General features: G+C 57.5%; 10 protein-coding genes and 4 pseudogenes. 6 read left to right on the plus strand and 8 right to left on the minus strand.

What is annotated here, in order from left to right:
- Both AKU94_RS20610 and AKU94_RS18635 read left to right on the plus strand, forming a co-directional pair.
- A pseudogene (locus AKU94_RS20610) lies at positions 1-126 on the plus strand (IS110 family transposase); the annotation flags it as partial.
- A 48-nt stretch (positions 127-174) separates the two neighbouring features.
- A protein-coding gene (locus AKU94_RS18635; protein WP_157056624.1) for an IS3 family transposase occupies positions 175-1,364 on the plus strand; the annotation gives its coding sequence in 2 pieces (ribosomal slippage) (positions 175-433 and positions 433-1,364; 1,191 coding nt in all).
- A gap of 191 nt (positions 1,365-1,555) precedes the next feature.
- On the opposite strand, the pseudogene AKU94_RS18640 reads toward AKU94_RS18635, so the two are convergent.
- Positions 1,556-2,577 (minus strand): annotated as a pseudogene (locus tag AKU94_RS18640) (IS110 family RNA-guided transposase).
- A gap of 304 nt (positions 2,578-2,881) precedes the next feature.
- Here AKU94_RS18640 and AKU94_RS20965 point away from each other — a divergent pair.
- From AKU94_RS20965 to AKU94_RS18650, 3 genes and pseudogenes are all read left to right on the plus strand, one after another.
- Positions 2,882-3,148 carry a transposase gene (locus tag AKU94_RS20965; RefSeq protein ID WP_408633714.1) on the plus strand — a complete coding sequence of 89 codons (267 nt, stop codon included), beginning with the start codon at positions 2,882-2,884 and terminating at the stop codon, positions 3,146-3,148.
- A pseudogene (locus AKU94_RS18645) lies at positions 3,108-4,241 on the plus strand (IS256 family transposase). Before AKU94_RS20965 ends, AKU94_RS18645 begins: the two are co-directional and overlap by 41 nt.
- A gap of 70 nt (positions 4,242-4,311) precedes the next feature.
- Entirely contained in the window at positions 4,312-4,806 is a 495-nt protein-coding gene (locus tag AKU94_RS18650) for a hypothetical protein (protein WP_157056625.1), read from the plus strand.
- Positions 4,807-5,339: 533 nt separating this feature from the next.
- Here the strand turns inward: AKU94_RS18650 and AKU94_RS18655 are convergent.
- The 7 genes and pseudogenes from AKU94_RS18655 to AKU94_RS18690 form a co-directional block, all read right to left on the minus strand.
- A complete protein-coding gene (locus AKU94_RS18655) occupies positions 5,340-5,738 on the minus strand; it encodes a F0F1 ATP synthase subunit epsilon (RefSeq protein ID WP_050528763.1) in 399 nt (132 codons plus the stop codon).
- A 9-nt stretch (positions 5,739-5,747) separates the two neighbouring features.
- Positions 5,748-7,181, minus strand: a complete 1,434-nt coding sequence (gene atpD / locus AKU94_RS18660; protein WP_050528764.1) for a F0F1 ATP synthase subunit beta — start codon at positions 7,179-7,181, stop codon at positions 5,748-5,750.
- A 20-nt stretch (positions 7,182-7,201) separates the two neighbouring features.
- The gene (locus AKU94_RS18665; RefSeq protein ID WP_050528765.1) at positions 7,202-8,077 is read right to left on the minus strand and encodes a F0F1 ATP synthase subunit gamma; all 876 of its coding nucleotides are present in this window, start codon (positions 8,075-8,077) and stop codon (positions 7,202-7,204) included.
- A gap of 12 nt (positions 8,078-8,089) precedes the next feature.
- Positions 8,090-9,627, minus strand: a pseudogene (gene atpA, locus AKU94_RS18670) (F0F1 ATP synthase subunit alpha).
- Positions 9,628-10,188 (minus strand): F0F1 ATP synthase subunit delta, encoded by a 561-nt coding sequence (locus tag AKU94_RS18675; RefSeq protein ID WP_050528766.1) that lies wholly within the window; start codon positions 10,186-10,188, stop codon positions 9,628-9,630.
- A gap of 661 nt (positions 10,189-10,849) precedes the next feature.
- Positions 10,850-11,041: a hypothetical protein gene (locus AKU94_RS19860; protein ID WP_157056626.1), complete on the minus strand. Its 192-nt coding sequence runs from the start codon at positions 11,039-11,041 to the stop codon at positions 10,850-10,852.
- Between the two features lie 60 nt (positions 11,042-11,101).
- Positions 11,102-11,890, minus strand: a complete 789-nt coding sequence (locus AKU94_RS18690) for a methyltransferase domain-containing protein (protein WP_050528769.1) — start codon at positions 11,888-11,890, stop codon at positions 11,102-11,104.
- 61 nt (positions 11,891-11,951) lie between these two features.
- On the opposite strand from AKU94_RS18690, the gene gloB reads away from it, so the two are divergent.
- Positions 11,952-12,725, plus strand: coding sequence for a hydroxyacylglutathione hydrolase (gene gloB / locus AKU94_RS18695; RefSeq protein ID WP_050528770.1), 774 nt, complete (start codon positions 11,952-11,954; stop codon positions 12,723-12,725).
- The last annotated feature ends 146 nt before the right edge of the window (positions 12,726-12,871 follow it).

A 12,871-nucleotide genomic window follows, 5' to 3' on the forward strand; every position in this document is an offset into this window, starting at 1 on the left:
CAGCTTATTGCGTTCCTGAGTAAGCTTCCAAGGTGCGTTGTTGCTATGGAGGCTTGCGCTACGTCCCATTATTGGGGGCGTGAGATTGGCAAGCTCGGTCACGAGGCTCGTGACGTTGCCCCCTCCGCCTAATCCATTTTGAGATAGCCTCTGGCCCAACCGAAAGGACCAGAGATGAAGCGCAGCAGGTTTACCGAAGAACAGATCATCGGCATTCTGAAGGAGCATGAGGCCGGTGTTTCCGTCGCCGATCTGTGCCGCAAGCACGGCGTCAGCGATGCAACCGTCTACAAGTGGAAAGCCAAGTATGGCGGTATGGATGTTAGCGAAGCCAAACGGCTGAAGGCGCTCGAGGATGAGAACGGCAGGCTGAAGAAGCTGCTCGCCGATGCCATGCTCGACAATTCGGCCTTGAAGGATCTTCTCGGAAAAAAATGGTAGCGCCCGCCGCGAAGCGGCAAGCGGTCGCGCATCTTGTGGAAGACCACGGGATGAGCGAGCGGCGGGCGTGCCGGGTGATCGGCTGTTGTCGGATGACCATGCGCTACGAGGCGGTCCGGCAGGGCGACCCCGTGCTGCGCGAGCGGCTGAAGGAGCTGGCCAAGGTGCGCCGTCGATTCGGCGACAGGCGGCTGCATGTCTTCCTGAGACGCGAAGGCCATGAGGTGAACCACAAGCGCCTGTTCCGCATCTACTGCGAGGAACGGCTGCATGTCCGCCGCCGGGGCGGGCGCAAACGGGCCATGGGCACACGGGCTCCGATGGTGCTGCCAATGATGCCGAACCAGCGCTGGTCCCTCGACTTCGTGTCAGACCAACTCACGGACGGCCGCCGGTTCCGCATCATGACCGTCGTCGATGATTGCACGCGGGAATGCCTGGCTCTGATCGCCGACACCTCACTGTCGGGTGCCCGTGTGGCGCGAGAACTGGCGACCTTGTTTGGCGCCCGCGGCAAGCCCCAGACGATGGTCAGCGATAACGGGACCGAGTTCACCTCGAACGCAATCCTGACCTTCGCCGATGACTGCAAGATCGACTGGCACTACATCGCGCCGGGAAAACCGACCCAGAATGCGTTCATCGAGAGCTTCAACGGCCGACTGCGTGACGAGCTGTTGAATGAAACACTGTTCCCGTCTTTGCACCACGCGCGCGTCACGCTGGCCGCATGGCGCACGGACTATAACTCTGAACGACCTCACTCACGCCTTGGATGGCAAACGCCCGCCGAGTTCGCCCAGACCTTCGCCCCGCAACGGGGCCTGACGCTGCGCAATCAGCAAAGCTCCGCGCCAGCCCCCGTTGCTCAACCCGCCCAAATGGGCAAAACTCAACCCCGGAGTCTCGCTCACACTGGATAAAAATTGGGGGCAACGTCAGCCGGTATGGTGATCCGCAGATTGGGTCCATACCGGTGTACCGAGATATTCTTGCTCCAGAAGTTCGCCTGGTTTTCGCAATCCATATCTATTCGATCATTTCGTCCATTTAGGTCATCGGCTTCCCACACCCCCATTTGCCGATCTCTGCGCTTTTGATACTGTGCCATTTTTTAACCTGCAGCGGCTTTTGCAGAGGTCGGATCTCGGCATCTCTCGTTTTTCGTCAGCATGGCCCACACTGCGTGCGCCATCTTGTAGGCCAATGCGATCGCGACCAGCATTCGTGGCTTTCTTGATAGCAGTTGCGCGAGCCAGGAACCCTCCGGGATCGACTTGCGCCCATCCAGTTCAGCCGAGGCATTGCACCAATAATCAGCAGGCGTCGAATGTCGGCCTGACCTGTCTTTGATATACGCCCCAACCGCCCTTTGCCGCCCGAAGAGTGCTGGCGCGGCACAAGACCCAACCAAGCGCCAAAGTCCCGTCTGCGTCGGAAGCTCTTCATTTCCGGAGCAAAAGCCTCGATCGCAAGCGCGGTCATGGGTCCGACACCAGGCATAGTTTGCAACTGAAGCGCCGTGTTGCTCTGCTCCGCCCACCTCTTTACTTTCTTCGTCTTGGCTTCGATCCGCGCGGTCTTCTCGGTAATCTGCGCCATCAGGTCTCGGCATTCTTCGCGGAGCGGCACGGGCGGACTGCTAATATTCTCGTTGAGGATTGCCTCTATGCGCTTTAGATGCCCGATCCTCTGTGGGACGGTGGAGCCGTACTCATAAAGCGCCCCGCGCAGCGCGTGTGTGAGCTCAGCATGTTGGCGGACAAGGCGTTCTCGGGTACGAAACAGCACGGCGCGAGCTTGTTGGTCCTCAGACTTCGGCCCGACGAAGCGCATCTCAGGGCGCTGCGCCGCGATGACTATTGCCTCGGCATCGGCCGTGTCGTTTTTCTGCTTCTTCACGAACGGCCGCACGTATTGAGGTGCAATCAGCCGCACCTCATGACCACGCTGGATCCTTTCACAGGCTCAATAGCTCGCACTACCGCAGGCCTCCATCACGACGAATGCAGACGGTTGGTCCGACGTGAACTGCCGGAACTACGGCCGTGTCAACTTCTTGCAGAATTTCAATTGCCCCGTCATCGTGGCGCCGCGCAGCTGGAAAACATTTTTTGCCAGATCAACACCGATCATTGTATCTTGCAACTTGTCGTCCTTTCGGTTTCGTGTTTCTCAACACCACAACCTCGGGACATTGCGATGCCGTCTGGGGAGGGCGGCAACCACCCCATCTGTATAACTGCGGTTTGGTCCATGCTTGCTGAGATGAGCACGGACAATGACAATTTCCAAGGAACTGCTGGACGAACTTCTAAAGGACTGCGGGCGGCCTGAGGATCTGCTTGGTATCAGGAGGGTCAGAAAATGATCCGGGGGATCATTTTCCCGATGATTGGCCGGGTTGATCAAAGAACTCAAGATCAAGCTGATGTAACGGATGCTGAATGCCGGGCTGACAGCGCATCTGGGGTATGAATACGGCAAGCATGCGCCGGCGGACCAAGCCAATCGGCACAAGGGACCATCCGCGAAGATGCTCAAGGGCCAGGATGGAGCGCCGCCGATTTCCATTCCGCGCAACCGGGACGGCAGTTTCGAGCTCGAACTGGTCAAGCAGGTGCAGACGCGGATTAATGGGGTGGATGACAAGATCATCGGTCTCTATGCCGCAGATCGCGCCAGACCCGATCAGCCGTGTCACTGATGCGGTGCTGGATGAAATCCACGAAAGGCAAACACGGGCGCTGGAGCGGATGTATCCCATCGTGATTTTCGACGCACTGCGAGCCAAAATCCCGGATGCTGACGGCCGGATGGTAAAGAACAAGGCTGTTTGCGTGGCGCTCGGCGTCAACCGTGACGGGGTTCGTGAGGTGCTTTGCCTGTGGGTTGCCGACAATGAAGGTGCCAAATTCTGGCTGTCGGTGATGAATGAGCTGAAGAACCGAGGGCTTCAGGACGTGCTGATCGCCGTTGTGCCCTCTCATGGTTTGCAAGCAAATCACTGTCGGTAACAGATGGGCTGAAAGGCTTTCACCAATGCCATCACCGCCGCCTTCCCAGAAGCCACGGTCCAGCCATGTATCGTGCATCTGGTGCGCCATTCGCTTAACTTTTACGCGTGGAAGGACCGTAAGGTCGTGACCGCAGATCTGCGCCGGATTTACAGTGCCCCGACCGCTGATCTGGCTGCGGCTGAGAAATACGCCTCAATTGCCCCGGCTTGGCGGCGGGCATGGCAGGAGGTGACCCTGTTCTCTGCCTTTGATCCGGCCATCCGCAAATCGATCAAGACCCGTGGCTCGTTCCCGACCGAGGAGGCCGCCACAAAACCGGTCTTTCTGGCGATCCGCAACTTTGAGAAAGGTGGCGGAAATGTCCGGGATTGGTTTGCCACCGGAAATCAATTCGCTCTTATATTCGAAGAGCGCATCAAGGACGGCAAACCTTATATCCACAGCCGTATCGCCCACGACGACATCTCTGTCAGCGCGAACTGGCAGACCAAGATCGACCCCAAAATTACGCAGCTGAACTGCTCGGTGAGCGCGGCCATCCGATCGGGCTATGTCGTCCGCTGCGACGTGGTTTTCGATCCGACCATCGACCCGCGGGAGTTCATCGAGGATGCCGATTTCGGCGTCGCTCGGGGCTCGACTCTTCGCAAGCAGTATCGGAACTCGAAAGGCAACTTCACCGCGCCGTTGCTGTACTTCCAGCGGCCGACAGCACGTTTCGATGAACTGGCACCCTTCTCCGCAGCAGAGAAGCGCCTGCGCCCGGACCGACGAGATTGAGCACCTACGCGATCACAGGTTCAACTTCGCAAAGCGAGCGCGCGACAGCCGGAACGCCTTCGATGGCATTATGACCCACGATACCTACACGAAAGCGGCGACCCTTGCGTGCCTCAAGTGGATAATCCCCCGCGGTAAGCTCGCCCTCATTGGCGAGAAAGAAGGACAAATGGCCCGCGTTGTGCCACACATCTGCCGCGAAGAGATCCTCGCGGACAGTTTCGAACGGGCGGTCATCGGGTTTAATAAAAACGCACTAATCGACCGTATACCGCAGAATCAGGCGGAGTTTTCGAAAAGCCTCACCAGTTGGCGCGATATGCATCCCCACCTGACGCCTTGGGAAGCGCTACAGAGCTGGACTTCCGCGAACCTGAAGCCTATCGACCACACCAACCAAACGACCAGTCGAGAAGCTCGTGGCTGGGTCCATTGCCCAATCCAGCCGACCTCCATCTTCATGAATGCCATCCGCGCGTCAGTAACATCCAGCGCGCAGATGGCCGTAGCTCTCGCGTGGGCGTCACGTACATCAACGGCCTCGCCTAAAATCCGCGCGTCCTGATCACTCTGAAGGACATATGGCGCGTGCACTACAACTTGTTCGACTGGACGCTCTACAAAACGCCTCTTAAGGCGGATGCATCGTCTCCAGAAGGCGCGGGGGATGCTCCCATGTCAGATGAGAAGGGCCCACAGATCTGGCGCATCGCGGTGCCGGGGACAGACAGGGCGAGCCTCGTGTCGTAGAGGCGCACCCATAAGGTCACCAGGACCACGCCGGCGATGCGGTTGGGTGTCCAGCAGCCATCGCAACCAAAGGGCTCGGGTCAGGAAGCAGATGCCCCCGAAGAGGCGGAAGCCTCAAGCGGAGTTACCAAGAAGAAGAGACACCGCCGACGAGGCAATCCTCCCCACCTGCCCGACCTCACCAGGATTCTCTATCAACCTTGGCTGTTCCAAGGCACGCCGATGTGGGAAAAACTTCAGGGTCGATGGCGGACTGATAAAGAAAACGGGCGACAGTTTCCTGCCGCCCGTGTCCTACAACTCTGAATGACTCCGAAAAATCGGGGCCTTCTTAAATATGTCACCGGATCAATGCGAAGCGTGCTGGCGCAGAGCCATCATATCTTGCACCAATTTCTCAGCATCATCTTTGTCTTCCGGCAGCGCCACTGCCGCAAGCTCCCGTGCTTGATCAATCATGCCATCCAGAACGGTACCGGACAGATCCTCAACCGGCACGGCCTGTTCGGCCAGAACCGAAATACCAGCAGCATTGATCTCGGCAAAGCCGCCAGTGACGGCAAATGCCAAGGTCTTATCAGTTCCAACTGCTTTCAAGATGCCGGGGCGGAGTGTGGTGATGGTGGCGGCATGCCCTTCCATCGCCGTCATATCGCCATTGGCACCCGGAATTTGAACTTCAACGGCCTGAAACGAGGCAAGCCGCTTTTCCGGTGACACCAAGTCGAATTGCAAAGTCGCGGCCATGTTGCCCCCTTAAGCCGCAGCTTCAGCAAGACGCTGCGCTTTGGCGATTACTTCGTCAATGCCACCAACCATGTAGAAAGCAGCTTCTGGCAGGTGATCGTATTCACCCGCAACAACAGCCTTGAACGAGGCGATGGTATCTTCCAATGGAACCTGCTTACCGTCAGCGCCGGTAAAGACTTTGGCCACGTCAAATGGCTGGCTCAGGAAGCGCTCGATCTTACGCGCACGGGCGACGGCAATTTTGTCGTCTTCGGACAATTCATCCATCCCGAGGATCGCGATGATATCCTGAAGCGACTTGTAGCGCTGCAGAACCTGCTGAACCGAGGTAGCCACACCGTAATGCTCTTCGCCGATGATCAACGGGTCAAGCAGGCGCGAGGTGGAACCAAGCGGATCCACAGCCGGATAAATCCCTTTTTCCGAGATCGAACGGTCCAAAACGGTTGTCGCGTCGAGGTGGGCAAAGGATGTCGCAGGCGCAGGGTCGGTAAGGTCATCGGCCGGAACGTAAACGGCCTGCACGGATGTGATCGAACCGTTTTTGGTGGATGTAATGCGTTCCTGCATCGCACCCATGTCGGTCGCCAGTGTTGGCTGATAGCCCACAGCGGAAGGGATACGGCCCAAGAGCGCGGACACTTCCGAACCGGCTTGGGTAAAGCGGAAGATGTTGTCCACAAAGAACAAAACGTCCGAACCGGTCTCGTCGCGGAACTGCTCGGCCAATGTCAGACCGGACAGGGCAACCCGCATACGCGCACCTGGAGGCTCGTTCATCTGGCCGTATACCAGCGCAATTTTCGACTGTTCCAGATCATCGGGAACGATAACGCCGGACTCGATCATCTCGTGGTAAAGGTCGTTGCCTTCGCGCGTACGCTCACCCACACCCGCAAATACGGACACGCCCGAGTGTACTTTGGCGATGTTGTTGATCAATTCCATGATCAGAACGGTTTTACCAACGCCGGCACCACCGAAGAGCCCGATTTTACCGCCTTTGGTATAGGGGGCCAGCAGGTCGATAACCTTGATGCCGGTCACCAGAATTTCGGTCTCGGTCGACTGCTCGGCAAAGGTCGGTGCCTCACCGTGGATCGAACGGGTTTGCGTAACCTTGACCGGGCCTTTTTCATCAACCGGGTCGCCGGTGACGTTCATGATGCGGCCAAGTGTCCCCATGCCAACCGGAACCGAAATCGGTGCGCCGGTGTCGGTTACGCCTTCGCCGCGAACCAGACCTTCGGTCGCATCCATCGCGATGGTCCGCACGGTGCTTTCGCCAAGGTGCTGGGCCACTTCGAGGATCAGCTTCTTGCCGTTATTGTTTGTTTCCAATGCGTTCAGGATGGCCGGAAGCTCACCCTCGAACTGCACGTCCACGACAGCGCCGATTACTTGCGTAATCTTGCCGGCTGCTTTTGGTGCTTTCGCCATGTCAATTCTCCGTTAGCGGGTCAAAGCGCCTCAGCGCCCGAGATGATTTCAATGAGTTCTTTGGTGATCGCAGCCTGACGCGAACGGTTGTAGATCGTCGTATATTTGTCGATCATATCGCCCGCGTTGCGTGTTGCGTTGTCCATCGCACTCATCCGGGCACCCTGTTCCGAGGCCCCGTTTTCAAGCAAAGCGGTGAAGACTTGGGTCGCCACACCGCGCGGCAAAAGATCGGCCAGAATGCCTTCCTCTGACGGCTCGTAATCGTACAGCGCCACCGAGTCACCAGCATCTTCCGCATCAAATTGCGCGGGAATAACCTGCTGCGCCGTTGGCACCTGACTAATAACCGACTGGAAGCGATTGAAGAACAAAGTCGCCACGTCGAATTCGCCCGCGTCGAAACGCGCCAGAATATCGCGGGAAATCCCCTGTGCCTGCGCATAGCCCACGCGCTTCACTTCAGACAGATCCACATGGCCGATGAAATGCGACGCAAAATCACGCTTCAACTGCTCCCGGCCTTTTTTGCCGACAGTCAGAATTTTCACGGTCTTGCCCTCGGCCAACAGCTTGTTCGCCTGCAACCTTGCCATCCGCACGATCGAGGAGTTGAAGCCGCCGCAAAGCCCACGCTCCGCCGTCATCACGACGAGAAGATGCACCTTGTCCTCACCCGTCCCGGCCAGAAGCCGGGGCGCGCTGGAGGAGGTTCCGACCGAGGCCGAAAGCCCCGCCATCACCGCATTCATCCGTTCGGCATAGGGCCGACCGGCCTCAGCAGCTTCTTGCGCGCGGCGAAGCTTCGCCGCGGCAACCATCTGCATGGCCTTTGTGATCTTACGAGTGTTTTTAATACTCGTGATCTTGTTTTTTAAGTCCTTTAGGCTCGGCATCTACCTACCCCTTTAGGCGAAATCTTTTGCATATGCGTTCAACGCGGCTTTGATCTTGTCTTCAAGCTCGCCCTTCACCTTACGATCGTTGTTGGTGATATCTGCCAACAGGTCCGCATGATTGGAACGAAGATGCTTGAGCAAGCCTGCCTCGTAGCGACCGACGTCTTTGACAGCAATCTTGTCAAGGTAGCCCTTGGTGCCCGCAAAGATGACGCAAACGATTTCTGCGTTGGTCAAAGGCGAATACTGCGGCTGCTTCATCAGCTCTGTCAGACGCGCACCGCGGTTCAGCAGCGCTTGGGTCGAGGCATCAAGGTCAGAGCCGAACTGCGCAAAGGCAGCCATCTCGCGGTACTGCGCCAGTTCCAGCTTGACCGGACCCGCAACCGATTTCATCGCATCCGTTTGCGCCGAAGAGCCAACCCGCGAAACCGAAAGACCGGTGTTCACAGCCGGACGGATACCCTGATAGAAAAGCTCGGTTTCCAAGAATATCTGACCGTCGGTGATCGAGATCACGTTGGTTGGAATAAAGGCGGAAACGTCACCACCTTGGGTTTCAATGATCGGCAGCGCCGTCAAAGAGCCCGAACCGTGATCGGCGTTCAGTTTCGCAGAACGCTCCAGCAAACGGGAGTGCAGATAGAACACGTCGCCCGGATAGGCTTCGCGCCCCGGAGGACGGCGCAGCAACAGCGACATCTGACGATAAGACACGGCCTGTTTGGAAAGGTCATCATAGATGATCAGCGCGTGACGGCCATTGTCGCGGAAATGTTCCGCAATCGAGGTCGCGGCATAGGGCGCCAGGAACTGCATCGGTGCCGGATCAGAGGCGGTCGCAGCCACAACAGTGGTATAGGCAATCGCACCGGTTTCTTCGAGCTTCTTGACCAGCTGCGCAACAGTAGAACGCTTCTGGCCGATCGCGACATAAACGCAATACAGCTTCTTGGATTCATCGTCGCCAGCAGCTTTGTTATAGACGCCTGGTTCAGAATGGTATCCAGCGCAATCGCGGTTTTACCTGTCTGGCGGTCACCGATGATCAATTCGCGCTGGCCACGGCCAACCGGGATCATCGCGTCAACCGATTTCATGCCAGTTGCCATTGGCTCATGCACCGATTGGCGCGGAATAATGCCGGGGGCCTTCACGTCGGCAATCGCGCGCTTGGACGTACCGAGCGCACCCTTACCGTCGATCGGATTGCCCAGACCGTCAACAACACGGCCCAACAGCTCATCACCAACAGGCACGTCCACGATGGACTTGGTACGCTTGACGGTGTCGCCTTCCTTGATGCTGCGGTCATCCCCGAAGATAACGACACCGACGTTATCAACTTCAAGGTTCAGCGCCATGCCGCGGATCCCGCCGGGGAACTCGACCATTTCGCCGGCCTGAACATTGTCCAAACCATGTACGCGGGCGATACCATCCCCGACACTCAGAACCCGGCCGACTTCGGCAACTTCAGCATCTTGGCCGAAGTTTTTGATCTGGTCCTTGAGGATCGCAGAGATTTCAGCTGCTTGGATACCCATTTATCCGACCTCTTTCATTGCATTCTGGAGAGCCGCGAGCTTTGCCTTGACCGAAGTATCGATCATGGTGGAGCCGAGCTTGACGATAAGACCACCGATGAGGGATTCATCGACAGCGGTTTTCAGTTTCACGTCCTTGCCAACACGCGCCTTCAGCGTCTCGGCAAGATCTTTGGCCTGTGCAGCCGAAAGCTTGGTGGCCGAGGTCACCTCAGCCGTCACCTCACCTTTTTCCGCGCTGATCATATCGCGCACGACTGTTATCAACTGCGGCAGTACGAACAAGCGACGCTTGGAAGCCATCAGGGCCAGTGTATTTGCGGTCAGGGCCGATAGCCCCATTTTCTTGGCTATCGCGGCAATTGCATTTGCCTGATCGTCACGACTGTAAACCGGCGAGGCAATCAACGCTTCAAGGTCAGCGCTGGTGGTCAGGGCCGCGTCAAGGGCATCAATATCACCCTCCAGCGCCTTAATACCGTTACTTTCCTTCGCCAGCTCAAACAAAGCGGTGGCGTAGCGAGCAGCAATGCCGGAGGAGATCGAAGCTGGTTCTGACACGTCATCCCTTCCGAAATAAAGCCCTTAGACGTATAACACGACATAAGGGCATCCCTTGGCGCATACGGGCGCGTATGCGTCTGAATTTTTCAGTTGTTTAGCAGAGCAGGTTTTCTGCTGCAACCTCCCGTATAACGCAATTTAACCTTTGTTACGCCCCAGATGGAGAGGTTTTGCGCTACCATACCCCTTAGCCGCGCCAATCGACAATTTTACCGTACTGTCACACAGAATCGCCACACCGAATCCACCGGGTGCATGCGCCTCATAGTTACGCCTGCACAAGCAAGCGTATCACCACGCCACGGCCTTTTTGCGCCGCAGCACCAACCAGCCCAACACACCCAGCCCCAACAAAGACCCCGCAGGCGGAAGCGGAACCAAAGGAATGCCCGCCCCGATGACACTAATCCGAAGCGCGCCACTGTATAAATATAAATACGCCTCGTCGGCGTCGTCACCCTGTATCTCTGCAAAATCAATGAGCGCCGCTATTTCATATTCGTCGGAAAAACCACCCAATGCTTTGGGCGTGAAATAGGCTTTGCCCCCACATTATACACCGATTCCAATGGCATTGCACGGACCCAGATCAAACGAAAACACGTCAGGCGCGCCCGAATGCAGGCTGATATCTGGCCCGATCGCACCGTGCATGATTTCATCTCGGAGGCGTATCACCGAGGCCGAAAAAGAAATACATCTCAGACGAAGAGCCAAGGTCAATAAAATGGAAATCAGGGTTCGCCTTATAGAAAGACCAAAACGGCGCGGGTGAAACAACTGCAGCGCCAGCACCTGTTGCAAAGGTCAGTAAAGCTGATGTTGCCGCAAGAGCAATCTGTTTACGCATTCAAACACCCCCCTTGTTTCACCGATAAATCGACCGCCCCGTGGGCAACCGCAAGCATGATTACTCGTTTCCATTCGCTTTGCCAGCGGAAGAGGAATCGCGCAGCGCTGGTTCCGGCGCGCCTTGGCCCATCCCCTCCAGCACACGCAGCGGGCGGCGCACCACGGCACCAAGCCCACCCCGCGGCGCTACGCGCGCCTGTTTGGAGACCTCTACCATCAGCACCCCGCCCGAAATGAACGGTGAAAACAGCCGCCCGTTGCGCTCAAAGAACTCGGATGTCCTGCGCCAAAACGGATGCCCCGATGGGGGCGCATAAAGCGCCGAGACGCTGCGCTCGACGGTAAAATCATGGCGTTTCAACTGTGCCTCCAGCTGCCCCAGCGAATAGGGGCGACCAAAGCCAAAGGGGGTCACGTCCCTCCGCGCCCAAAGGCCCGACCGTGACGGCACCACAAACAGCGCCCGCCCGCCGGGGCCCAGCACCCGAGAAGCCTCCTCCAGCACGGCTGAGGGTTGCTCCGATGTCTCCAACCCATGCATCAGGATCAGCTTGTCCACGATCCCCGTCGTCAAAGGCCAAGCGGCCTCCTCACATAAAACCGAAACATTTTCCATGCCTGCGGGCCATGGCATAACACCTTGGGGTGCGGGCATCATCGCGATCACACGCCGCGCATCCGCCAGATAGGGGCGCATCAAAGGCGCGGCAAAACCAAAGCCCGCCATCGTCTGCCCTTTGGCATGGGGCCACATTCGCACCACCGTATCGCGAATCGCGCGTTGTGCTACGCGGCCCAATTTGGTCCGGTAATAAAAGTTGCGAAGATCGAGTACATCAAGATGCATTGCACAAAGAGCCTTTTTCGGGCGAAGTTGTGGTACAATACCCTAAGAGAGGCAAAAGACCATGGCACTTGAACTTATCACCATCCCCTGTCTGTCCAACAATTACGCCTTTCTGGTCCACGACCCCGTCACCAAGGACACCGCCCTGATAGATGTGCCCGAGGCCGCTCCCATTCTTGAGGCACTGGCAGCGCGCGGCTGGACCCTGACGGATGTGCTGCTGACGCACCATCATTGGGACCATATTGACGGGTTGCCCGATCTTTTGGCAGGGCTGCCCGCAAAGCCGCGCGTCTGGGGGGCTGCGGCGGATGCGCACCGCCTGCCGCCGCTGGACCATACCCTGACCGACACCGACACCCCGCAAATTTGCGGTGAAGCGGTCGAGATCCTCGATATGCCCGGCCATACCGTCGGCCATATCGCCTTTTATTTTCCCGCCTCGGGGATGCTCTTTTCCGGCGACAGCCTGATGGTCATGGGCTGTGGCCGCCTGTTTGAGGGGACGCCTGCACAGATGTGGAACAGCCTGTGCAAAACCGCCAGCCTGCCGGATGAAACCCTGCTTTTGTCAGGTCATGAATACACTGCCGACAACATCGCCTTCGCGCTTTCCCTTGAACCTGACAATCCGCACCTTATCTCATTAGCAAGCCGGGTGGCCGATCTGCGCGCAGCAGGCACCCCGACGGTTCCGACAACATTGGCGCAAGAACGCAAGACCAACCCGTTCCTCCGCGCCCCTGACCCATCACTGAAGGCAGCACTTGGCATGGCCACGGCACCTGACGTCGATGCTTTCACTGAAATCCGGGCAAGGAAGGATGCATTCTGACCCAGCCCCCTTATCCCATCACTTTTTCCGGTTTCTGCGTCACAAATCACGATTAATCATAAATAACACTTGAAGCCGCCGAAATAAAACCGAACCTTAAGACTATGAGGCCATGGTCAACGGGCAACCGCCCCTTCGACCCGCAG

Source organism: Pseudorhodobacter aquimaris, from assembly GCF_001202025.1.
In the GTDB taxonomy this organism is placed as follows: domain Bacteria; phylum Pseudomonadota; class Alphaproteobacteria; order Rhodobacterales; family Rhodobacteraceae; genus Pseudorhodobacter; species Pseudorhodobacter aquimaris.